This is a genomic window from Thermosipho sp. 1070 (assembly GCF_001682135.1).
Taxonomy (GTDB): domain Bacteria; phylum Thermotogota; class Thermotogae; order Thermotogales; family Fervidobacteriaceae; genus Thermosipho; species Thermosipho affectus.
In genome coordinates this window covers 292652-317210 of sequence record NZ_CP007121.1, presented here as the reverse complement: position 1 = coordinate 317210, position 24559 = coordinate 292652, and the positions used below count along the sequence as shown (strand labels likewise).

At 29.8% G+C, this 24559-nt stretch carries 16 protein-coding genes and 1 CRISPR repeat array; of the genes, 6 read left to right on the top strand and 10 right to left on the bottom strand.

Annotated features, from left to right (window positions below; translation table 11 throughout):
• Positions 1–7: 7 nt before the first annotated feature.
• On the bottom strand, positions 8–1216 hold the full coding sequence (locus Y592_RS01525; protein ID WP_075665315.1) for a uracil-xanthine permease family protein: 1209 nt from the start codon (positions 1214–1216) through the stop codon (positions 8–10).
• Positions 1217–1372: 156 nt separating this feature from the next.
• Between Y592_RS01525 and gltX the strand changes: the two genes are divergently transcribed.
• From gltX to Y592_RS01510, 3 genes are read left to right on the top strand one after another with little or no spacing between them, the layout of a single operon-like run.
• Positions 1373–2794: a glutamate--tRNA ligase gene (gltX, locus tag Y592_RS01520; RefSeq protein WP_075665314.1), complete on the top strand. Its 1422-nt coding sequence runs from the start codon at positions 1373–1375 to the stop codon at positions 2792–2794.
• Between the two features lie 4 nt (positions 2795–2798).
• A complete protein-coding gene (gene cysS / locus Y592_RS01515) occupies positions 2799–4208 on the top strand; it encodes a cysteine--tRNA ligase (RefSeq protein ID WP_075665313.1) in 1410 nt (469 codons plus the stop codon).
• Complete coding sequence (locus Y592_RS01510; protein WP_075665312.1) at positions 4205–5896, top strand: proline--tRNA ligase; 1692 nt, start codon at positions 4205–4207, stop codon at positions 5894–5896. The genes cysS and Y592_RS01510 overlap by 4 nt, the downstream gene beginning before the upstream one ends.
• Positions 5897–6415: 519 nt before the next feature.
• Positions 6416–10579: direct repeats of the CRISPR family, unit length 36 nt; unit sequence GTTTGAATTCCATTTTATGGAATTAGGTTTTTTAAC.
• A 188-nt stretch (positions 10580–10767) separates the two neighbouring features.
• On the opposite strand, the gene cas2 is transcribed toward Y592_RS01510, so the two are convergent.
• The 8 genes from cas2 to Y592_RS01470 all read right to left on the bottom strand — a co-directional run bounded on the left by cas2 (position 10768) and on the right by Y592_RS01470 (position 20534).
• Positions 10768–11043, bottom strand: a complete 276-nt coding sequence (gene cas2, locus Y592_RS01505; RefSeq protein WP_075665311.1) for a CRISPR-associated endonuclease Cas2 — start codon at positions 11041–11043, stop codon at positions 10768–10770.
• Positions 11044–11048: 5 nt separating this feature from the next.
• The gene (locus tag Y592_RS01500; RefSeq protein WP_075665310.1) at positions 11049–12599 is read right to left on the bottom strand and encodes a CRISPR-associated endonuclease Cas4/Cas1; all 1551 of its coding nucleotides are present in this window, start codon (positions 12597–12599) and stop codon (positions 11049–11051) included.
• 15 nt (positions 12600–12614) lie between these two features.
• The gene (gene cas3, locus Y592_RS01495; protein WP_075665309.1) at positions 12615–14648 is read right to left on the bottom strand and encodes a type I-D CRISPR-associated helicase Cas3'; all 2034 of its coding nucleotides are present in this window, start codon (positions 14646–14648) and stop codon (positions 12615–12617) included.
• Entirely contained in the window at positions 14638–15330 is a 693-nt protein-coding gene (gene cas5d / locus Y592_RS01490) for a type I-D CRISPR-associated protein Cas5/Csc1 (RefSeq protein WP_075665308.1), read from the bottom strand. Before cas5d ends, cas3 begins: the two co-directional genes overlap by 11 nt.
• Before the next feature lie 48 nt (positions 15331–15378).
• Complete coding sequence (gene cas7d / locus Y592_RS01485) at positions 15379–16350, bottom strand: type I-D CRISPR-associated protein Cas7/Csc2 (RefSeq protein WP_075665307.1); 972 nt, start codon at positions 16348–16350, stop codon at positions 15379–15381.
• A complete protein-coding gene (locus Y592_RS01480; protein WP_075665306.1) occupies positions 16343–18712 on the bottom strand; it encodes a hypothetical protein in 2370 nt (789 codons plus the stop codon). The genes cas7d and Y592_RS01480 overlap by 8 nt, the downstream gene beginning before the upstream one ends.
• A gap of 138 nt (positions 18713–18850) precedes the next feature.
• A complete protein-coding gene (locus Y592_RS01475) occupies positions 18851–19810 on the bottom strand; it encodes a helix-turn-helix transcriptional regulator (RefSeq protein ID WP_075665305.1) in 960 nt (319 codons plus the stop codon).
• Complete coding sequence (locus tag Y592_RS01470) at positions 19803–20534, bottom strand: CRISPR-associated endoribonuclease Cas6 (protein WP_075665304.1); 732 nt, start codon at positions 20532–20534, stop codon at positions 19803–19805. The genes Y592_RS01475 and Y592_RS01470 overlap by 8 nt, the downstream gene beginning before the upstream one ends.
• 389 nt (positions 20535–20923) lie before the next feature.
• On the opposite strand from Y592_RS01470, the gene rpsO reads away from it, so the two are divergent.
• The 3 genes from rpsO (at position 20924) to Y592_RS01455 (ending at position 23455) form a co-directional block, all read left to right on the top strand.
• Positions 20924–21178, top strand: coding sequence for a 30S ribosomal protein S15 (gene rpsO / locus Y592_RS01465; protein ID WP_075665303.1), 255 nt, complete (start codon positions 20924–20926; stop codon positions 21176–21178).
• 57 nt (positions 21179–21235) lie between these two features.
• Positions 21236–22240, top strand: a complete 1005-nt coding sequence (gene queA, locus Y592_RS01460) for a tRNA preQ1(34) S-adenosylmethionine ribosyltransferase-isomerase QueA (protein ID WP_075665302.1) — start codon at positions 21236–21238, stop codon at positions 22238–22240.
• A gap of 123 nt (positions 22241–22363) precedes the next feature.
• Positions 22364–23455, top strand: coding sequence for a site-specific integrase (locus tag Y592_RS01455; RefSeq protein ID WP_075665301.1), 1092 nt, complete (start codon positions 22364–22366; stop codon positions 23453–23455).
• Between the two features lie 27 nt (positions 23456–23482).
• Here the strand turns inward: Y592_RS01455 and Y592_RS01450 are convergent, their stop codons facing one another.
• Positions 23483–24550, bottom strand: a complete 1068-nt coding sequence (locus Y592_RS01450) for an alanine/ornithine racemase family PLP-dependent enzyme (protein WP_075665300.1) — start codon at positions 24548–24550, stop codon at positions 23483–23485.
• Positions 24551–24559 lie beyond the last annotated feature (9 nt).

Below are 24559 nucleotides of genomic sequence, written 5' to 3'. Positions count from 1 at the left end.
AAGCTTTTTATTTTTTCTCTGGAATTACAAGGTTTGCTATTATTCCAACAATAGCTGCCAGTGCAAGCCCTTTGAGTTCTATAGAACCTATTGTAAAACTTGCACCACCGATACCTAGTGTAAGTATTAAGGAAGAAACGATTAAATTTTTTGGCTTTGAAAAGTCTACTTTTTCGTTAACTATTGTTCTTAATCCAACTGACGCAATCATTCCAAATAATATCAAGCTTACACCACCTATAACCGCAGTGGGGATTGTCTGTAATATGCTACCAAATTTTGAAAAGAAAGACATAAATATTGCAAATATTGCGGCAAGTCTTAAAACAGATGGATCATATACCTTTGTCAAAGCCAAAATTCCCGTGTTTTCGCTGTAAGTCGTATTTGCAGGACCTCCCAAAACCCCCGCTATCATTGTTGCAATTCCATCACCAATTAATGTTCTGTGAAGTCCTGGATTTTCTATGAAATTTTTCTCTACTACGGCTCCGTTAGTTGTAATATCACCTATGTGCTCCATAAAAGTTGCTATTGCTACAGGTGCAATAAGAAGAATTGATGAAATGTCAAACTTTGGAAGCATAAATTTTGGAACAGACACAAAAGCAGAGTTTTTCATTGGAGTAAGGTCCACATTTCCCGTTATTAATGAGAATACATATCCTACACCTATTCCGATTAGTATTGGTATTAGATTGAATAATCCTTTGAAAACTGTTGTGGACAAGATAATGGTTATAATAACAATTATTGCAACACTCCAATTTTTTGATGCCATATCAATTGCCACAGGACTCAAACTTAATCCGATAACCATAATCATAGGACCCGTAACTACGGGCGGAAATAATTTTTTGATTTTTTCAGTTCCAATCATTTTTATTAATAGCGAAAAGATTAAATATACAGCTCCTGCAACGACTATACCCCCAGTTGCATATCTTAAATCTCCCGTTTTTTCTTTAACTAAGATTATTGGAGCAATGTATGCAAAACTTGATCCAAGAAAAACTGGAACTATCTTTTTGGTAATAAAATGAAATGTTAATGTTCCCAAACCAGCTGTAAAGAGTGCAACAAGTGGGTCAAGACCTGTAAGAAGCGGAACAAGAACGGTGGCTCCAAACATGGCTAAAAAGTGCTGAAGGGCTAGAATGACCTTTTTCCATCCGTTTACATTTTGATAGATCCCTAATGTGCTTTCAAAATCCATACCAATTCCTCCTTTCTGGCCTCTCAGGACCAATTTAAAGGTACCTAAGTTAACATATCATAAATTATATTTTTTGTCAATATAAGTTAAGAAGAATTAAAAAATAAAACTTTTATCTATGGTATAATAAAACAAAGAAAATTAGGAGGTGTGTTAATGGCTAGACTGAGATTTGCACCAAGTCCAACGGGGTATTTGCACGTAGGCGGTGCAAGAACTGCCCTTTTTAATTTCCTATATGCAAGAAAAATGAATGGGAAGTTTATCTTAAGGATTGAAGATACAGATCTTGAGCGTTCTGAAAAAGAATATGAAAAAGGGTTAATTAATGCATTAAAATGGTTAGGTCTTGACTGGGACGAAGGACCAGATGTAGGAGGAGAATATGGTCCATATAGGCAAAGTGAAAGATTGGATATATACCATAAGTATGCACAGAAATTATTAGATGAGGGAAAAGCATATGAGGTTTATGCATATCCAGAAGAAATAGAGCAACTAAGAGAAAAGCTTTTATCTGAAGGAAAACCGCCACATTATACAAGGGAAATGTTAGAAGCTTTTGCAACTCCAGAGAGAATAAAAGAGTATAAAAATAAAGGATTAAAACCTGCAATTTACTTTTTGATGCCACGTAAAGAATATGTATTAAATGATATTGTAAAAGGAGAAGTGGTGTTCAAAGAGGGAACTGTTGGAGATTTTGCCATAATTAGAAGTAATGGTGTGCCTATTTATAATTTTGCATGTGTGATTGATGATTATTTAATGAAGATTACACATGTTTTAAGGGGAGATGATCATCTCTCAAATACTGTAAAACAAATAGCGTTGTATGAAGCGTTTGGATGGGAAACGCCAAATTTTGGGCATGTGTCTATGATTTTAGGACCAGATGCGAAAAAACTTAGCAAAAGGCATGGAGCAACTTCAGTTGAAGAATTTAGAGATAGAGGATATTTACCACAAGCTGTTGTTAATTTCTTGGCTTTACTTGGATGGTCTCATCCCGATGGAAAAGAAATAATGAGTTTGAACGAGCTTATAAACGCATTTTCATTGGAAAGGTTGGGAAAGAACCCTGCAATTTTTGATCCAAAAAAATTAAAATGGATGAATGCAGAACATTTTAGAAAATTGGATGAAGAGGTAATGTTAGATGTTTCTAAAAAGTATTTGTTAAAGTTTGTAAGTAAAGAAGATATAGATACCAATAAAGAGTGGTATGTAAGATTGTTGAAATCGATAAAGGATAGAGTAGAAGAATTAAGTGAAATACCACATCTTGTTGATTTCTTTTTTAACGAACCAGATGTGGAAATTCAGCTTTCCAATGAAGTAAAGGAAGTTTATAGAAAGTTAGTAGAAGAATTAAGAAAAATTGATGAGTGGAATGAAAAAGTGATATTTAAGGTTTTTAAAGAAGCAATGAAAAATAGTAAAGTAAAGGGGAAAGAATTTTACATGAACCTTCGAATAGTTTTAACCGGTAGAGAAGAAGGGCCTGAGTTGGTTGACATTGTATATTTGCTTGGAAGAGAAAAAATGATAAAAAGGTTAGAGAAACATTTGGGGTGATAATATGGCTATTTACATTACGAATACAGAAACTGGAAAAAAAGAGGAATTAAAGACTATAACGCCTGGTGTTGTAAAAATGTATGTATGTGGGCCAACGGTGTACAATTATATTCACATTGGTAATGCAAGACCTGCCGTTGTATTTGATGCATTTAGAAGGTTTTTAGAATATAGAGGTTATAAGGTTGTAATGGTACAAAATTTTACAGATATAGATGATAAGATAATTAATGAGGCAAATGAATGGGGAGTTGATTTCAAAGATGTTGCAGATACTTTTATTGTCGAATATTGGAAGGATGCACAAAGTTTGGGGATAAGGGCTGCTAATTTTCACCCTCGAACAACAGATTACGTTTCTGAGATTGTTGAAGCGGTTGATAAATTAATTTCAAAAGGATATGCATATGTTGCAGATAACGGAGATGTTTATTTTAGTGTGAGGTCCTTTGAAAAATACGGTACTTTATCTGGAAGAAAAATAGAAGATTTAGTCGCAGGTGCAAGAGTTGAAGTTAACGATTTAAAAAAAGATCCACTTGATTTTGCTTTGTGGAAAGCCGTAAAACCTGGAGAACCAAATTGGAATAGCCCTTGGAGTATTGGAAGACCAGGTTGGCATATCGAATGTTCTGTGATGTCTCAGAAACTTTTAGGAGATACATTTGATATACATGCAGGTGGAGAAGATTTGATCTTTCCACACCATGAGGATGAAAAGGCTCAAAGTGAGGCATTGACTGGAAAGCCTTTTGCGAGATATTGGATGCATAATGGTATGATTGTTACACGTGGAGACAAGATGAGTAAATCCATAGGGAATGTATTTTTAGTACGTGAGGCGGTAAAAAGATATGGAAAAGATGCGGTAAAATTGTTTTTGCTTTCAAAGCACTATAGAACACCTATCGAATTCTCGGATGAAATACTTATGGAAAATAAGAAAGCGTCTTTGCGGATTATTAAAACGTTGAATAGATTTGAAGAAAAGCATCCATATCCGCTTGTTCCAAAAAGAGATGAATATATGAAGGAAGTAGAAAGTAAATTTATAGAGTCGCTGGAAGATGATTTTAACACGCCTAAGGCAATTGCATTGATTTTTGATTTATCAAAAGAGTTAAATAAAGCAATGGATGATGGAAATGACAAGGAAGCATTAAAGAGATATCACTTGATTACAAGGGTTTTCGGAAGTGTTTTAGGACTCTTTGAAGGTGGAGTCAAGATAGTAGATTCAAACGAAGAAAAAGTGTTGGATGAGATTTTGAAAGTAAGACAAGAATTTAGAAAAGAGAAAAATTACCAAGCTGCGGATAAAATACGTGATGCATTAAAGAACGCGGGAATAAAGATTTTAGATACCCCTGATGGAACTAAATGGGAAAAGTTTACGGAGGTGAATGAATGAGATTTTCACAACTTTATGCACCTACTTTGAGGGAAAATCCTGCCGATGCTGAAATTCCAAGTCAAGCACTGTTACAACGTGCGGGATTTATAAGAAAAATTGCTGCAGGGGTTTATACTTATTTACCACTTGCAAGAAAAACACTTTTAAAGATTGAAAATATTGTAAGAGAAGAGATGAATAGGATAGGTGCACAGGAAATTTTAATGCCTATAATCCAGCCTGCAGAACTTTGGAGAAAAAGTGGAAGATGGGATGATTACGGTCCAGAGATGATGAAGTTGAAAGATAGGCATGAAAGAGATTTTACTTTGGGGCCTACCCATGAAGAATTAGTAACTGAACTTGTAAAAAATGAGTTGAATTCATATAAACAATTACCAATAACATTGTATCAAATTGCAAATAAATATAGGGATGAAATTAGACCAAGATTTGGTGTTTTGAGGGCAAGAGAATTTATAATGAAAGATGCATATAGTTTTCACAGTAGTTGGGAATCTTTGGATGAAACTTACAAAAAGTTTAAAGAAGCATATTCTAGAATATTGGAAAGAATAGGACTTAGGTATACTATAATTGAGGCATCTTCTGGTGCGATTGGCGGAAATGAATCTCATGAATTCGTTGCTTTTGCAGAATACGGTGAGAGTAATGTTTTGTACTGTGATTGTGGTTACGCAGGAAGTGACGAAAAAGTTCCATACGTTGGAAATTATAGGGTGTATGATGAAGAAGAAAAAGAAAAAGAGCTTGTCCATACACCAAATGTTAGGACAGTAGAACAGGTTGCACAATTTTTAAATGTGGAATTGGGACGTATCGTTAAGTCATTGATATTTAAAGGAAGAGAAGGTTTTGTGATGGCATTGGTGCCAGGTGATAGGGAGCTTAATTTTGAAAAGTTAAAGGCATATTTAGGTGATCAATCACTTCAAATGGCTTTGCCAGAAGAGATATTTGATAAGTTTGGTGTTCCAATAGGTTTTCTTGGTCCTGTGGGATTGGATGGAATAAGGATTATCGCAGATAATAGTGTAAAGCATATGAAAAATTTTGTAGTTGGGGGTATGAAAAAGGACTATCACTACATAAATGTAAATTACGGTAGAGATTTTGAAGTAAATGAATGGACGGATTTAATTGTAGTTGAACCAGGTGATCCATGCCCTGTTTGTGGTAAACCCTTAAATGGAGAGAGGGGTATAGAACTAGGACATATTTTTAAATTGGGAACAAAATATTCGGAGACTATGGAAATAAAGTACATGGACAAAGACGGAAAATTACAACCATTTATAATGGGATGCTATGGTTGGGGAATTTCAAGAACTTTAGGTGCAATTGTAGAGCAATTACACGATGATAATGGAATAATTTGGCCTGTTTCAGTTGCTCCATTTGAAGTGGTTGTAACAGTTGTTGGTAGGGAAAAAGAGAAGCAATTTGGTGAAAAACTGTATAAATATTTATTGGATAGAGGAATAGATGTATTAATTGATGATAGAGACGTATCGCCAGGTGTAAAGTTTAAAGATGCAGATTTAATAGGTTTCCCAGTCAGAGTAACTATTGGAAGGATGTACAAAGAAGGAAAAGTGGAATTAAAAGAAAGAAAAGGAAGTTCAAATGTAATTGATGCAAAGGAAGAAAATATTTACAATAGTTTAATAAATATACTTAAATAAAATAAAGGCTCGAGATTGTATTTATCCTCGAAAGCGTAATAAAAAAAATCAATTTATTAATTTTTCAAATAGCATGGCTTTGGTACTATACTGGAGCCATGCTATTTTTTCTTGTCTTGAGGTATTCCCTTTCTTGACATGCTTTAAATTGTTCATACTATATACTACTTTTTTATATCTTCCATTTGTTATATATTCCATGTGTATCGTTTTCTTAGGCTTTATTTTTTTGTATTAAATTTTTTTATATTAATTTATATACTTTTTTGTTTTAGTACAATTGTTATACGATAACACACGTAAACATTACGTATTTGAGATATATTTCTTCATTTTTTAGTTCAAATGTTTAAAGAAAAAAACCTTTTTGTTGGTTTTATTTGTTATTTCTGAGACTTTTTGGAATTCAGTATAAAAAAAGCTATGGAGCCATGTTTTTTTATTAATTACAGTATAAGTAGCCGAAATTCTATATCAATTTTTAAACATAAATATTGATATCAAACAAGTGTAGTAACAATTTGAATTCCATTTTATGGAATTAGGTTTTTTAACACCAAAAGAAATTGTAACACCAACATTCATAAAAAAGTTTGAATTCCATTTTATGGAATTAGGTTTTTTAACGGTAAAATGCCCATGGATGTTAAATCATATAAAGCGTTTGAATTCCATTTTATGGAATTAGGTTTTTTAACTCAAGTTTTCCATTAAATACTTTTTCAAACAATTTGTCGTTTGAATTCCATTTTATGGAATTAGGTTTTTTAACAGGGATTCGAGATGCGTCAAATCTCAAGCAAGAACATGTTTGAATTCCATTTTATGGAATTAGGTTTTTTAACATAAGAATTATCGGGCGAATGAACCCCATCTAAAGTTTGAATTCCATTTTATGGAATTAGGTTTTTTAACTCGGCAAAGAATGTTCATCAATAGCTCTTTTAAAGTTTGAATTCCATTTTATGGAATTAGGTTTTTTAACATTATGAACGAAGCGTTGCAAATGCTTATTGGTGCGTTAGGTTTGAATTCCATTTTATGGAATTAGGTTTTTTAACTAGCATAAGTACCTTCGTTACCAAGATTAGCAAAAGGTTTGAATTCCATTTTATGGAATTAGGTTTTTTAACAGGATACTAGGTGTTATTAAGCACGATGATAAACGTAGGTTTGAATTCCATTTTATGGAATTAGGTTTTTTAACGGTTTGCCGGATATAGGTAAGTTGATTATTGAATATGTTTGAATTCCATTTTATGGAATTAGGTTTTTTAACCAGTATTTCCTTTGAAGCACCAAAGGATGTATTAAAGAGTTTGAATTCCATTTTATGGAATTAGGTTTTTTAACCTCAGGAAGGAAAATCTTTCCATTTGTATTAGTAGAGTTTGAATTCCATTTTATGGAATTAGGTTTTTTAACTCATTCTCAAAATTCCCATACTTTCCTAACAAATTGTTTGAATTCCATTTTATGGAATTAGGTTTTTTAACATCAGACGTTCTGTTAATAATTAATTCCTTAGCGTTTCGTTTGAATTCCATTTTATGGAATTAGGTTTTTTAACGAATTTGACGGGGGTTGGATCGAATATAAGAAGTTAAGTTTGAATTCCATTTTATGGAATTAGGTTTTTTAACCTATTCCTTGCCAAGTAACACCATCTACGTATTTCCGTTTGAATTCCATTTTATGGAATTAGGTTTTTTAACTCTTCTGTGGCACCTACATAAATGATTTTAATTTTATGTTTGAATTCCATTTTATGGAATTAGGTTTTTTAACAATATATTATTCTGGTATACATTTTTCAAACAAAGTTTGAATTCCATTTTATGGAATTAGGTTTTTTAACTGTTGTATCAAATCTTGGAGCACCGTTAAAAAGCTGTTTGAATTCCATTTTATGGAATTAGGTTTTTTAACTTTGATTTGGTATATCTCCAGTTGCCCGTCTTAAACGTGTTTGAATTCCATTTTATGGAATTAGGTTTTTTAACCAAAAGACGCTGGATTGATTGTCCCTGTAACTAATCGTTTGAATTCCATTTTATGGAATTAGGTTTTTTAACATCTTGCCTGAGTCGTAAACTAACACTAGCATTCTTAGTTTGAATTCCATTTTATGGAATTAGGTTTTTTAACATTCAAGATTGGCAAAGAAAAGCACTAGAAGTTATTAGTTTGAATTCCATTTTATGGAATTAGGTTTTTTAACACGAATCACTTGCATCTCTATTTCCATCTACTTCGTTTGAATTCCATTTTATGGAATTAGGTTTTTTAACTTTTATCCTGTACAGACAGTTCTTTTTTTACTTCAGTTTGAATTCCATTTTATGGAATTAGGTTTTTTAACACTGAAATGGCTGCTACGTATACAAGCGCTCAACTTGAAGTTTGAATTCCATTTTATGGAATTAGGTTTTTTAACAAAAGCAGTCGAAAAACTTACCAACGATAATATCGAAGCGTTTGAATTCCATTTTATGGAATTAGGTTTTTTAACTCTCCTCTCGGAGAGCCCTACTCCCCTCGGTGGTTATGTTTGAATTCCATTTTATGGAATTAGGTTTTTTAACCCGTCACCCGAAACTTTTACCACCACTGCATCAGCCTTGTTTGAATTCCATTTTATGGAATTAGGTTTTTTAACCAATGTATCAATCCTATATCCCAATCAATCTCATGTTTGAATTCCATTTTATGGAATTAGGTTTTTTAACGAAACTACTGCTACAATACCTTTTCCAACCAAAGAAAGTTTGAATTCCATTTTATGGAATTAGGTTTTTTAACACCAAGATTTTTGAGAGATGTCAGGAGTTGTTTGTGTTTGAATTCCATTTTATGGAATTAGGTTTTTTAACAATTTTTCGAAACGCAATTATCTAAATTACGTAATAGGTTTGAATTCCATTTTATGGAATTAGGTTTTTTAACCTTGAGCAATTGCAATAGCAACCCCCGCGGCTTTAGCGTTTGAATTCCATTTTATGGAATTAGGTTTTTTAACTGAACGTCAGGTAAAGCCTCCTCTTTATTTGCTTCGTTTGAATTCCATTTTATGGAATTAGGTTTTTTAACAAGATTTAGAAGACTTCGAACAGCATATAATCAAGAGTTTGAATTCCATTTTATGGAATTAGGTTTTTTAACTCTCAAGGATAATAGCCTTATGTGCGTTATCTATGTTTGAATTCCATTTTATGGAATTAGGTTTTTTAACATGACAGGGTGGAACGTTTTAAAAATCTTACTCATAGTTTGAATTCCATTTTATGGAATTAGGTTTTTTAACTGTTGCTGCTTCTAAAGAAGAGTATTTCTTTTCTTACGGTTTGAATTCCATTTTATGGAATTAGGTTTTTTAACATTGATGTTGTTTTTAAAAACACTGAAGCAAAATAAAGCTGTTTGAATTCCATTTTATGGAATTAGGTTTTTTAACTTGTTTCATGACCTATCCCTCCTGATTAAAATTCTATGTTTGAATTCCATTTTATGGAATTAGGTTTTTTAACCCGCAAAAATAGATAACTATATTTTTTCGTTTACAAGTTTGAATTCCATTTTATGGAATTAGGTTTTTTAACCATTTCTCAACACGTCTTTAATTTTTACCATTTTCTGTTTGAATTCCATTTTATGGAATTAGGTTTTTTAACATTGGGCACCTGAAGGATATCTGAAGACCATACAACAAGTTTGAATTCCATTTTATGGAATTAGGTTTTTTAACTTAAGTGGTTTTATTACTGCAGATGAATTTAAAAAGTTTGAATTCCATTTTATGGAATTAGGTTTTTTAACGAGGTGTGGGCTGGAAACCTATCATAAACGACAAAATGTTTGAATTCCATTTTATGGAATTAGGTTTTTTAACCTTTTTCTATAAATTCGTTCAAACGGCCTTTCCAAGTTTGAATTCCATTTTATGGAATTAGGTTTTTTAACTCGAAATTTTGGAGGGGAAATTGGAAGAACAAATCGTTTGAATTCCATTTTATGGAATTAGGTTTTTTAACAAAAAGAAACAGTTTATGGAGAAGTTGAACTAACGTTTGAATTCCATTTTATGGAATTAGGTTTTTTAACTATTTTCTCAGACACTGTCTTATAGGTCCAAGATTTGTTTGAATTCCATTTTATGGAATTAGGTTTTTTAACTATGGAATAGCATATCAAGGACACCCTTTGAGCCAAGTTTGAATTCCATTTTATGGAATTAGGTTTTTTAACTTCTACTGTAACAAGCGCAGCTTCTAACGGACTCAGTTTGAATTCCATTTTATGGAATTAGGTTTTTTAACTTTGATAGAAGGTGATATTATGGGACGTAAATCAAGTTTGAATTCCATTTTATGGAATTAGGTTTTTTAACACTTGTCAAAGCTTTTAATGAGCTACCGCAAGGTATAAAGTTTGAATTCCATTTTATGGAATTAGGTTTTTTAACAATAAATCGTTAATCCTAACGTTTTCTGCACTTAGTGTTTGAATTCCATTTTATGGAATTAGGTTTTTTAACTCGTAAAATCTTTTCCTTTAATGCCATAAACAATCAGTTTGAATTCCATTTTATGGAATTAGGTTTTTTAACGAATACGAAAAAAATGAACATGGCGGATATACTTTTACCAAGTTTGAATTCCATTTTATGGAATTAGGTTTTTTAACACTATCAATACTAAAACAAAAAAAATAAATTGTCAAGGACCGTAAATGCGTGTGTTAACGTTTTTTACTTAAAAAATTTTTAAATAAGTTTGTTTCAATGTTAGATAGTTGTTTATTGGAGAGTGTCGTGGATATTATATATTTTTGAGAAAAATAAGATTCGCGGATAGATTTTAGTTATAATTTAGTTATAATATATAATTGTCATTATTGGTTAAAATATCTATTTTTACAGTACCTATAATTTCCATTTTGGATAAATTTATTGGGATAATTAAAATTGAATCTGTATTTTTGTCTATTATAGGATTCATCCTTAAAAGTATATTATAAAGTTCTTTTTTTGGAACTTGGCAAATAAATACACTGTATTGAAGCCTTTGTCCATATTCTTCTAATATTTTTGATATTTTATTTCTTTTCTTATCTTTCTTTATATCATAGCTGATTATATATGTCATCATGAAAATCACTTCTTTACAATGAAAGGAGTATATTCCAGTTCTCCGAGTATATGTTTTTGTAATAATCTAGCTTGTGATTCTATTATCCTTATGTATTCTATGGATCCTCCCATTTTATCATAATAATGTTTATCTAAGAGTCTTTTTAAAATAACATTGACAAATTTTTTTCTGGCCTTTTGCTTTAAATAAATTCCATTGTTTTCTTTGATAAAATCTTTTTCTTTTATCATAGATTTGTTTATTACTTTTATTACTGAAGTATCGATAATTAATGGTCGGAATTCTTCCATGAGATCTAATGCAAGTGATCCTCTTCCATATTGAGTAGTGTGAAGAAATCCAAAGTATGGATCAAGTCCAATTGAAAGTAATATTGAATGTACAAGGTTGTAAAGTATAGTGTATCCGAAACTTAATAAAGAATTAATAGGATCTTTTGGAGGTCGCCTTGTACGTGTATTAAAAGTAAAATTATTTAAAATATTTCCAAAATTCTCAAAGTAATTTCTTGACACTATTCCTTCTATGCCAATAATTTCATCTGATGTTGATGCTTTATTTATTTTATAAATATATGGTGTATAACTAATTTTTATATTTTTCTTTTTCAAAGTGATTTCCATATTTCTTATTTTTCCAATTATCATTTTTTTTGAGAGTTCTAATTTCAATTTTTCATCGCTAGATAATTCTACTTGTTTTTTTCGTAAGAAATTATTTTTTGAAAATGGTATATTTATGGTAGTTATGTTTTTGCAAATTGAATTATTAATAATTATTGGTATGGAGTATTTTGCCGCCAATTCGACTGCTTGTCTTGATATTGTAAAAATTCCAAAAATATTTATTGATGAAATTTTGTATGCTGGAATCACATTTTTTTCGTTGTTTAAGGTAAATAGAAAACTTTCTCCTTTTTTTCCTATGAATATTCCATGGCTAAATAAAAAAATAGGTTGTTTTTCAACGATACGAGGCATTATTTTTACTTTTTCATTATTGATTGGTTGACATATTTCAAATAAACTACAATCTTTGCATTTTTTCCTATATTTTGGGACAGGTCGAATTTTATCAGATTTTATTGCGTATATATTGTCAATTATATTTTTTAATTTATTGAGTCTATTATCCGTTAACTTAACTCTAAATTTTGTATTTGAACCTTTATAATTTAATTCTCCTATTATACTTTCTTTTTTTATTTCAAAAGTTTCAGAATAGGCTATCATATACGCAATTATTTGCATTATATCATTTTCATAAGGCTTTTTGGCAGAACCTTTTTTTATTTCTACAATCTTAATTTTATCAGGTGTTTTTATTACATTATCTATATATCCATAAATCCCATACTCTTCTGATGAAACAAATATTTTTGATGTTTTTTTCCAATTTTTGGTTGAGATGTTTTTACTTTCTTTTTCATTTATGTATTTTCCTTCTGATATATGGGCATTTTCCTTAAATATTCCCACAACTTCTTCGAGAAAATATCTATATTCACAGTATAAATATGCATTTATTGAATAAATAGGTATTTCTGGAAACATTTTAACACCCCATTTTCAGACAATGGGAAGTATTTCAAAATCCCATGGTTTTTCCGTGGAAAATAACGTTTTTGCTATTAGTGCTTGCTCTCCAAAAAGTGCTTTCTTTTTTTCTGAACCCATTATGATTCTTGAAGGATAAAACCCAAAGCTTTTTGCAATGGCTTCTGTTTTGTTGTTTAGAAGGAATACAGCTTTTAAAAATTTATTATTTTCTTCTAGTCCTATAAATTCTTCATTGATTGTCAGGTATGTTACAAAAAATTCTTTGTTGATTATTTTTGGAACTTCAAAGTGTATTTTTTCTTTCCTACTTATACCGTTGATATATATAGTATTTTTATCAATTCTCTCTATGTTGGCATTTTCAAGTATGAATATTAATGAATAATCAAATTTTTCTATACCAAATGTTTTTTGTTTGTCTACAACTTTTACATTTGTTATATCGTTAATTCTAAAATTTAGTATATAATTATCGAAGAATTGTTTGATTCCTTTAAAGTAATAATTGATTTTTTTAGTATTTATTAGCCTTTCGGCTATTTTTCTTTCGATGAAATTTTTTAGTATCTTTTTATTGAAATCAAATTCAATAAATTTATTTGCTTTGTCTTCGCTAATTTGTTTTAGAGTTTCATAGACATAAATTATAAAATATGGTAAATATTTATTTTTTAAAACTGTGTAATCAACTGGAATTTTATAAAGGTTTAAGAAGTTTTTCTTGTAGTCTTCGAAAAATTTATCATCTTTGACGAAAAGTTTTTCAAAATTATAAAGAAAGAATGCTATTTGTAGGACAAATGGTCCTCTGTAAAGTTGTTCAAAATCAAGGTTATGTGATGAAAAAATCTCTTTTATTTTTGATTCCAGTTCTTTTCGTGTAATAGTGTTTTTGTCTTGGAATATTTGTTCAAATTTGTATTTTACAGTCTTTGGTAAAAATGCAATAACTTTGGGAGTAAAATTTAGTGTTTTTCCCAAAGTTCTACCTGCTCTTCCCAAACGTTGCAAAAACTCATCTGGATTAAAAGCTTCGAATATTAAAAGTCTAACTTTTTCAAAATCATATCCTATATCTACCGTAGGTGTTGCAAGTATTACCTTTTTTTGTAAATTCCTTTTTCTTTCTTCTTTTGATTTTATCGGCCCTATAATTATCCCAGCATCAACTCCTAAGGTGTTAAGTTTATCCTTTAAAATCCATATTCTTCTTAGAGAGTTTGAAATAATTATAATTTTTCCATTTTCATTTGTATGGTTGTTTATTTCGTTTATTACCTCATCTACATTCTCTTCTAATGAACCAAACGAAAAATCTAAATTTATTTCTGAAAGTGACTTTTCTTTGGATTTGTTATGACCTTCATCGAGTTTTACTTCGTACCAATTTAGATTTAAGTGTTTTAATACTTTAATAATTGTATTAGATGGAGTTGCGGATAAGAAGAGAAATTTTTTTGTTTCGTTATTTTTGTTTTTAATCTGGTGATATGTAAAAAGTAATGTAATTGCAAGAAAACTACGAATGGGATCATAATAGTGAAATTCGTCAAATGCAAAGAAGTCTATTTCTGATAGTAAATCTGTAACCATAGTTCTTTTAATGTTGTAATTATTTCCATAAAATTGAAGTAATATGAGATAGACAATGTCTGGGTTTGATATTATTATAGTTTTTGATTTTTTTTCAAGGACTTTTCTTACAAATTGTTGATTTGATTCGAAAGTTTCTTTTGTTTCTTTTATTCTTGAAGATGTAAAGGTTACAACTTCATATTCAAGCTTTTCGGATTTGACAAATTGTTTTACTTTTTCTTCGTATTGATCTATTAAAACATTGATTGGTGCAATAATTAATACTTTTTTAGGGGTTAATTCTTTGATAGAATTAAGTAATGCTCTGGTTTTACCCGAGCCTGTAGGATACGTATTGAATACTATATCGTATTTTTTTAATTTTTCAGCAGTTTCAATTTGATGGAATGGAATGAATTTTACATATTTATCGTAGATGACAGGAATTTCAAGACTTTTAATTTTCATTGAAATTCCCTCCAAAAAAGTGCATGTTAAGCGGTATGTTATCGTTGTCTATGGAAATGAAATTTCCACTTAACTTAGCTTTTTCAATTATTTGTACAGGTTTTATGGGAATAATCTTGAAAGACAAAAGTTTCATATTTTTTGGAAGATCAAGGACGTTGAGTGGTTGTTTACAAAAGAAGGTTCCTTCTTTTAATTCTATGTTAGAAATTTCTTCATAATCCATGTGACACTTTGTGTTAAATTTTCCCAATCTTATATATTTTGGTAATTTTAGATTGCTTGAGTAATCTATCACATAGAATTTTGCTATACTTTCAGAGGAAATTAGTTTTAATTTCCCAATTTGAGGTATGTTTTTTGCTCTGTCATTATTTCGTTTTGGAGAATTGGAATAATTATTTTGAAGCATTTTTAAATAATACCCCTCGCCCGTTGAATTAAAATTTTCCATTTGCCATCTAAAGTTTACAAATTTTGCTGGTGTAATGTACACATTTAAATCTTTTAAGTCTTCTTTGTATGTGGGTACATTATGTCTTACATAATCATACAAAGATAATATGGTATATGCTAAAGAATAATTTGATATATAAGGTTCAGTAACATAGGTGTCGCCCAACTCTTTTGTAGCAAAAAAGAGCGGTTCAAGAGTCTCAAGAGTTGCTTTGTATATCTTCATAGAATCACCCCTTAAATTCTATCCCCGCACGACACACGGGGATAGAGTTTATTTGTCAAATATCGATTTGACATTTTTAAATAATGATATCAAGTTATCTTCTGGTTTTAGATAGATACTTTTAATTTCGTCTTTTAATACTTTTAAATCATTTTTTTCGACTATTTTATATTTACAAAATTCACCATCTAGTAATTCCTTAACTGATTCTAAAATTTTTTCATCTACTATATTTTCTTCTAATATATGTTCTTTAACTTCTAATTTATCCCAGACTTTTTTAGTTAATTCAAGAGAACCAAAAATTTCAGCATCAGAGATTATTATTGCTATTATTTCATTTTTTACCTTTCCCAATCTTGAATCAATAGCCCCGTATCTTTTGGTTCTTAGTATATTACCTAAAGCGTATAAAACTTCTGCGAATCTAAGGTCTTTTAATGTTTCAATGTCAATGAAATCGACTTCTGGTTTTATATATTCATTTTCTCCTAGAGATTGTCTCATTGTTAATTCTATTTTTTCCTTTTTTTCCTTTTTTTCCATCATTGTTCCTAGTTCGCTAAGTGCGTTAAATGTCCTGACATCACTTATCATCTCATATGGAAGTATAGAGTATGCGTTTTCTGTAATCACCCTACTTTTTAGTGCCCCTTCTGTTTCTTTTCCTTTTTCTCCAGCTGCAAAACCATAGACAGTGCAATCTAGACATCTTCCACACATACTTTGGTTAATCTCACAACTTTCATCTTTTAATTTATAATTCATTAAAAATTCTCTTCCAATTCTTCTTTCTGCAGCTATTCTTTTTCTTTTGCTCATTATTACTCTTTGAATTTCATTGTTATCATTTATTCCAGCTTTTACTGTTTCAATTGTTAATCCTTCATCTGTTCGAAATATTGTCTCAGAAAGTGTTCTTGTCCGGAGTATAATATGAATATACTTTCCCAAAGGTTTTAAAGGAAAAGATCCATCTTCTACGTACCCACCTTTTAATAATTCCTTTATTTTATCCATTGTTTTTCGCCTCCTTATTTTCAAAATATATTTTCCATACGTAACCGTAGATTAAATCCCTATATTTTTTCCAGTTTAAGAGGAGTTTTTTTCTTCCTTTATCTAGATTTTTATTTTCTAATTCTTTTACAAATTCAACAAAGTTGTCTATATAATTCATTATCTCTTCTTTTTTTATAGGTTTGTTGACTAAATTTTCTATTCTGGAAAACAATTGTGCTTTCAAGTCTTCTTCTGATTCAATTTGTGGTTCAAATTTTTTTAATACTTCTTTGCATACGTCAAAGTATTTTACTATTTGATGTTTTGAAGCGTTAAATATGTGTTCTTGTTGTTTTAAAATGAATTCGCTTATCTTTTTTGCATACTCCATTTTTTCACCCCCAAATAATGCCTCAAATATATTTAGTATTACCTTTTTATCTTTTTTGGTTTCAAATACTTTTGTTATATATGTTGAAAAGGCTGTTAATGGTTCAGATGTGGAAATTTTGTAAAAATAATTGTTTTTATTGGCAAAGAAGTTTTTGGGATTATTTCTAAATATTTCATAAAGTTTTAATATCCTTTCAGATGAAGTTTTTTTGAGTTTGAAAGATAGATCTTGAACTAATATTTCTTCACTAAATCGTATGTCTTCATCTAAAAGTTGTGGATACCCTGTAATAAGGATTTTGACGGGAAAGTTTTTTTGAATATAAAGTGCTTTGGCATATGCTATAAACACTGTTTCAGAGTATTTTTTTGAGTTTTTATATCTTATAGGATTAATTATTGGAATATTTATATTTGTATAATCAAATAGTCCATCTTCGATTGTTTCACTTTCTATACCCAACATCGAAAGGATATTTTCGTTGTCTTTACTTTTATTTTCTTTAGTACTATTTGACTTTATTGATATATATTCTTCTTTTATTTCGTTTATAAGTTCATCTGGAAAATAATTATACGGAATAAGGACATAATATACGTTTTTTTCATCAGCTGAATAACTTTTATTTTTGTTTGCTATAAATTGTAATTTACAAATTGAACAGATATTTCTTTTTGGATCCATTGTTTTGTTTGCTGGAAGAATATTACTAAAAAGTTGAGGTTTTATTCCTCTTGGAAGTTCAGCAGACATAGCTTCTGAAACTTCAAATTCACTTCCACAAATTGAACAAACTTTTTTAGGATTTTTTCCGTATTTGTTGATGGTGAATGTAGAGATATTATTTTTTTGTAAATTGGATAGATGCAAGCGTGTTTCAATGTATTTTTTTAGCTCGTCTACATAAGTATTTTTGATCTTTCTTTGTGTTTCGTGTTTTTTTATTAGGTTTATTAATTTTTCTTTTATAGTTTCGATTTCTTTGGTTGAATTAAAAATCAAATCGAATTCTTCATATATTTCCATAGTTTTCTTTGTTTTATTTCCAAAATATTTTTTTAAGTAGTCTTCAGTGATTTTTTTTAAAACTTTATTTTTATCTGAAGTTTTCAAATTGTTGATAACGAAAATAATGTGGGTTAACGCATCGTCTAAAGAAAAGTTAAATATCCCTTCTCTTAAATATACTTCATTACCTTTTTTTTGCAAAGTATAATCCATTGAAAATATTTTGTGGAAAACTTTTTTTGGTGTTTCGAGAACTATGTCTTCAAATAATAATTCTGGAATGTATTTTTCTTTGTTACATAAATAGACTACTCCATCGTTGAATCTTGCAATGGGAACTGCCAAAACAGTAGTTTTAAATTTATTTATAATCTCGTCGGTTATATAATTTGTTAACACCCCCCTGTAGTCATTAAAATAATGATAAACAAGATAGTTGTATTTAAATTCGGGGACGTAATAATTTAGTTCTTCTAAAAGATTTAAAAGCTTTTTGTAAATGTTGTGATCGTATTCAAGGTTAGCACTATCCAATAAATCAAATGTATCGGAAAACTGGATAATTTTTGCCATAACTTTTTCTTTTTGAGAAATATATAGTTTAGAACCAACAGGATTGTCAACTGAGTGTAAAGGTATTATGTTTTGAATGGTATCGATTTTGTCTTTCCAGAAATCCTCGTTTTCTGAAAAGTTCTCTTTTAATACTTTTATTATGTTTTCTCTAATAGCTGCTGTTCTCATAGAAGTATTGGTTATTTTATTCATATCGTGAATTACGGCTGCAATAAAAACAGTGTGACTATCTTCTAAATTAAAATATCCAATTTTTCGCAAAATTTCGGATATTTGATATGCAATAAGCCCAACATTAGCAAAATGTATAGAAAACGGGATACCTTTTTTTAAACCGCTTGTGTGTTTCTGAGGATAGTTTTGTAGAATTTTTATTAGGAATTTTCTTAAATTTACATTCATGCTATCACTCCTAATCTTTGGTTTACTTGTATTATAACAAATATCTTTTTTATAAGTCAAGTTCTACACCAATTGCTAACGACACTTTATTTGTCTGTATACATTAATTTTAAGAAACAAAGTGGTTACTATTTAGTATCAGAGGTTGTTGTTGTATTTTTTCTGCATTTTGTATATTTCTTCTTTTATTTTTTCTCTCATCCATTTTGGTTCTATTAATTCAGCATCCTTTCCCCAACTAAGTATCCAGTATAATATTTCTTTGTAACCGCTTACTTTAACAGTGTATAATATTTCACCGTTTTCTAATTCTTGTATAATTTGTGAAGGATGTCTTGCTGTATCTTTTATTAATTGTGCGACTTCTTTGCTAAATTTAATTTTTATAGTATATCTTCTAGTGGAATATTGTGTTTCCCAAATTGAATTTATTTTTTCTTCTAAATCTTTTGGAGGTTTAAATTTGTCGTTTAGATATATAACTTTTTTGATTCTTGATAATCTGAAAAGACCTTCAAAGTTTTTTTTCGATTCAAGTGCAAATAGATACCAATGATTTTTTGAAAATAAAAATAAATAGGGTGATAATTCGTATTCTTCTTCTCCTTTTTTTGGATGATTGTATCTTATTTTTATTTTTCTTTGTTCTAAAATGGCACGTTCTATGGAATTTACTATCCATAATTTTATGTTTTCGTGTCTTTGTTTTAGAAATCTATATAACGTAGATCTTTTTTTATTTAATTCTTTCATCTGTGGTTCTAAAGAATTAATAAATTTTATTTTAACTTCGTTTATTGTATCTGTGAATAAATCATATAAATATTTTTCTGAAAGATTCATCATCAAAAGTAGTATTTTTTTTTCTTCTAAGTTTAAATTTAAACCTTTGAGATGTAATTGATTGTTTTCTAATATTCTTACTGTGCCATCTATTTCTCTTTCTAAACTTATACCTAAGTTTTCTATTTCGTGTAAGTCTCTTTGGATAGTTCTGATGCTTACATTGAATTTTTCAGAGAGTTCTTTGGTTGTTACTTCTTTTTGGTTTAGAATGTATATTATTATTTTTAATATTCGAAGATATTTTTTACGCATTTATTCCCCACCTTTTCCAAATATATCGAATTTTTTGATTGGCTGTCGTTGCAGCATCAATTATAGTAACTCCCATTCCTTTTGCATGAGAATAACCAGTTCCAAGATAATGTAATATTAGGTAAGATTTAGGGGTATGTGTTTTTATTTTCATTTTTCCAACAAAACCAATCAGTTTAAAGGAGGAGTATTTCATTACGTGAGATTTTCCTTCAATATATGTAATTTTAGGATAGTCTATATCGTTTATTCCATATTTTTTTAGAAAATTTATAATGTGTAAAGGATCTGGGATGGGGATATTTATATTATTTGGTCCCCTAAAAGTTACAGGTGAAACAAAATTTATGGTAATTTCATTTTGAATATCTTTATTTTGGTATGTTTCCGTTATAACTTCATCGATGTAGATGGGATATTTATCGAGAAATAATTCTGTGCTATTTAATGTAAGGGCTTTTACAAATGAAAGTATCAAATCATCTTGTATAGAAGCAATACGAAAAAAGAAATACTTGTTTTTGGAAAATTTTGTAATAGATTTATCATAACCATATTCATAGACTGGTGAGAGTGAAAATGGTTTATTTTTTTGGGAATGTAATTTTTCTGTATTTATTTGGGTATTTTTTAGCATTTTGAAAAATAATCCGTGTAATTTTTCAGACGAGTTTTCTATAATAAAGTCATTTTTTACTTTGAAAAAGACGTATGTTTCTATCATATTTCTTCCTCCTATATTAAAGTATCTTTCATGAATAATATACCATAAAATTATTAGTTCCCCTGGAAGATCAATTATTTGTTTGAAGAAGTACTTGAAAAGTTTGGTGTTTAAACTTTCATTTATTTATAATATTTTTAGGGAAATGGCATTGATAAAACATGTGTATATTTAACTAATATTATGTAATTTTGTAATTCATATACCAAATAATGGAAATAATTATTTAAAATATCAAAATTGTGTCGCTGTACAACTTGAAATCTATTAAAAAAATCTTTGAAGCTATTGACTTAACGAACTTTTTAAGTTATCATATATGTGACCCCTACTCGGTTGAGGGTGATGCCCCTACTTGGTAGCGGGAATAAGTTGTGGAGGTGTAAGATATGAACAAAGAGGAGATCATTAAGGAATTTCAAATCCATGAAGGAGATACTGGTAGCGCAGAGGTTCAGGTAGCATTATTAACTGCAAGGATCAAACATTTAACTGAACATTTGAAGAAACATCCCAAAGATTATCATTCAAGAAGAGGACTTATGAAGTTAGTTGGAAGAAGAAGAAAGATATTAAAATATTTAAGAAATAAGAATCCGGAAGCATACAAAGAGGTAATTCACAAATTAGGTTTGAGAAAATAATAGTTAAAGATGGGGAGGTTTAAAACCTCCCCATACTTTTACTGGGAGGGGATTTAGTTGAATGTAAGTAATTTTGATTACTTTTTGCCTGAAGAATTAATAGCCCAATCACCTGTAGAACCTAGAGATTCATCAAGACTTATGGTTTTAAATAGAAGGACAAGAGAAATTGAGCATAAGATATTTAGAGATATTATTGAATATTTAAAAGAAGGGGATTTACTTGTAAGAAATGTTACAAAAGTAATTCCAGCAAGACTTTATGGAAAAAAGGCTACCGGTGCAAAAATAGAAATCTTGTTACTTGAAAAAATTTCAGAAGGTGTTTGGGAAGCACTGGTTAAACCGGGAAGTAAAGTAAAAAAAGGAACAAAAATATATTTTGATGATGATCGATATTGCATATGTAAAGATTGGGCACAAGAGGGTGCAAGGATATTAGAGTTCAATTTTTCAGATGATGATTTATTCAGATTAGGAATGGCACCTTTACCTCCATATATAAAAAATCAAATTCCATTTGAGAGATATCAGACAATATACTCAAGAGAAAAAGGTTCCGTAGCTGCACCAACTGCTGGACTTCATTTTACCGATGAACTTTTAGAAAAGATAAAAGAAAACGGAGTAGAGTTTGCGGATTTAGTTTTACATGTTGGGTTGGGAACTTTTAGACCTGTTAAAGTTGAGGATGTTAGAGAGCATAAGATGCATTCTGAAAGGTATTACGTACCAAAGGAAACCGTGAAAAAGATTAACGATACCAGAAAAAACGGCGGAAGAATTATTGCAGTTGGAACAACTAGTGTTAGGACCCTAGAAACTATTGCAAGGTTGGATAAAAAAGAAAGTTATCATGGTAAAACCGATATTTTCATATATCCGCCATTTGAATTTAAATTAACAGATGCTATAATTACAAATTTTCATTTACCAAAGTCTACTTTACTTATGCTTGTTTCCGCATTTGCAGGTAGAGAGTTCATTTTAGATGCGTATAATATTGCTGTAAAAATGAAATATAGATTTTTTTCGTTGGGTGATGCATGTTTTATTTACTAAAATGTTACCTTAGAGAAAGATTAGCAAAACGAATTGTAACTTTTGAAAAATAAAACATAATAATTTCGCAATATTGATATGATATAATCAAAATGTTAATAAATTTTTCTGGAGGTGCCAGAATTGAAAGTAAAATATGAACTTGATAAATTTATAGAATACATAGAAAAACAAAATATATCTGAAAGTACGAAAAGAAATTATATGACAATGGTCGAATCTTTTCTGGAATTTGTTGAGGGGAATGTAAATACAGATTCTGTAAAGAAGTGGTTAAAGAAAATAAAGGAAAGTTATAAACCGACGGCTTGGAGACAGTATTTTGTGCCATTGAGATCTTTTTTGCAAAGATTTTACCCGCTTGTTTATTCCGAAGTAGTTGAAGATTTGAAAGTGCCTTATAAGAAAGCAGAATATGAGATGATAAATTATTTGGATTTTTGGAAGTTGTATAAAGAAGCAGAGAAGATGGCAAAAAAAGGTAATGAAAAGTATGTTTTGCTAGTTGGGCTTGCAGGTTTACTAGGGTTAAAATCCGGTGAGATTGTAAAATTAAAGGGTACGGATATTAAAGGAAATGAGATTTATTTGGAAAATGGAAATTTTGTTGTTGAGATTGTCCCGCCTATTGATAAATGGTTAAAAAAGTATGAGGGAAAAGATGAATATTTGATTTCAACATCGGAAGGTTTACCTGTTAAACCCTCTTATCTTGCTTTAATGTTAAGAGGTCTTCAGAAAAAGGTAGATTTAAGATTGAAAAAACCTCTTTCTGTGGAAATACTTAGAAACGTTGCAGTTGCAAGGCAAGTAATAGCACAACCTTCCTTGCCATATGTTATGGATTTATTTAAATATAGTTCTACTAAAACAATTGAGGATATAGCACGCTACATATCAGAAAGTGGTGATCTAAGAACTATCCTTTCTATTGAGGTGGTGGATAACTTAAATCCTGTTTTGGAATTTTTTAATAAATTATCCATTCCCGTAAGAAAAGTTGGGAGTGCCTATATAGTTTCCAGAACAGCTTATATTAAAAGAGGAGAAAAATTTTCAAGATTAAATACATTGTTTTTAGTTAGAAATCTTGATAAGTGGCAAGAATTTATAGAAAACTTAGGTTATGAGGTAAAAAGGAGAAATAAGGAGAACTTTTTCATATTTTTGGTTGGAAAATTAAGGGTTGCATTTTTGGAATTAGACGAAATATAAACCTCTCTGTTGGCCAGAGAGGTTCTTTTATTGGTATATTTTTTTTACAAAAGGGCTTGTAAATGCACGTAGTGCTGCTCCATATGATAATTTGAATTTTAATATATCTCCAATTTTATAATTAACTTCAGATTCGGTGTAATCTATTATCGTGTGGTCACTTGAGGCGTGTAAAATTTCAAGGTTTTTGTTTAATGATTTTAATCCACTTGGATCTATATCTTGTTCTCCTATTGCAAGAATAATTCTTTTTCGCCATCCTTTGTCTTCGAATTCTGGGATTCTTCCCATTGAATCTCTTCCTATTTTTCCTACTGGTACAGATGGTTTGTAATCAACTTCAATTACTTCCGCTTCTAATATGACCGTGTTTTGAGATAAATATGGAATGTCTCTATGACCGGTTGCATCTGTTCCAAGTAGTATGCCTTCACCAATTCTAAATTGGTTGATTTTTTCGGGAAGTTCTCCATTTTCAATTAATTTTAGTGTCACGGTACTTCCACCGGAAATTTTTAAATTAGTGTTTAATTTATCATCTAAATATTTTTTAATTTCAACGAGTGTGTTTAAATTATCTTTTGTTGGAAGTACACCACCAAAACATCCTACATTTGTTCCAATGCCACTTAATTTTGCCATTTTAAGCTTTTTGGCTATATTTTCAATTGTTTTACATGCATTTTCAAACCATACACCTTCTCTTAAATCTCCCACATCTATCATGTATATCAATTCAATATTTTTATCATATTTTTGTGCTATTTCATCAATTTTTAATGCAGTTATTTTATCGGAAATTAATATTTCATCAACCAAAAGGACTGCTTTCTCAAGTTCTGAAAGCATGGGTATTCTAAGAAGTTGAAATGGACCTGAAATTTTGTTTTTGATCATTTTTTCAATATTATCAAGTCTTGATTCACCAATTTTTTGTATTCCCACATCTTTAAGTGTTTTAGCAATTTTTGGATCACCCAATACCAATTTCGTAACAGCGACAAGTTCTATATCGTGTTTGTTTAACATGTCTAATACTTTTTTTGCATTTTCTTTTATTTTTTCTAAGCTAATAACCAATCTGGGAAATTTCACAGCTTTCCC

Bases quoted from the DNA above. Each gene is read 5' to 3' on its own strand.
- cas5d (WP_075665308.1), bottom strand. From the start codon at position 15,330: ATGAAGATATACAAAGCAACTCTTGAGACTCTTGAACCGCTCTTTTTT.
- Y592_RS01525 (WP_075665315.1), bottom strand. From the start codon at position 1,216: ATGGATTTTGAAAGCACATTAGGGATCTATCAAAATGTAAACGGATGG.
- Y592_RS01500 (WP_075665310.1), bottom strand. From the start codon at position 12,599: ATGTTTCCAGAAATACCTATTTATTCAATAAATGCATATTTATACTGT.
- Y592_RS01470 (WP_075665304.1), bottom strand. From the start codon at position 20,534: ATGATAGAAACATACGTCTTTTTCAAAGTAAAAAATGACTTTATTATA.
- cysS (WP_075665313.1), top strand. From the start codon at position 2,799: ATGGCTATTTACATTACGAATACAGAAACTGGAAAAAAAGAGGAATTA.
- Y592_RS01475 (WP_075665305.1), bottom strand. From the start codon at position 19,810: ATGCGTAAAAAATATCTTCGAATATTAAAAATAATAATATACATTCTA.
- cas7d (WP_075665307.1), bottom strand. From the start codon at position 16,350: ATGGATAAAATAAAGGAATTATTAAAAGGTGGGTACGTAGAAGATGGA.
- cas2 (WP_075665311.1), bottom strand. From the start codon at position 11,043: ATGATGACATATATAATCAGCTATGATATAAAGAAAGATAAGAAAAGA.
- gltX (WP_075665314.1), top strand. From the start codon at position 1,373: ATGGCTAGACTGAGATTTGCACCAAGTCCAACGGGGTATTTGCACGTA.
- rpsO (WP_075665303.1), top strand. From the start codon at position 20,924: ATGAACAAAGAGGAGATCATTAAGGAATTTCAAATCCATGAAGGAGAT.
- cas3 (WP_075665309.1), bottom strand. From the start codon at position 14,648: ATGAAAATTAAAAGTCTTGAAATTCCTGTCATCTACGATAAATATGTA.
- Y592_RS01480 (WP_075665306.1), bottom strand. From the start codon at position 18,712: ATGAATGTAAATTTAAGAAAATTCCTAATAAAAATTCTACAAAACTAT.
- Y592_RS01510 (WP_075665312.1), top strand. From the start codon at position 4,205: ATGAGATTTTCACAACTTTATGCACCTACTTTGAGGGAAAATCCTGCC.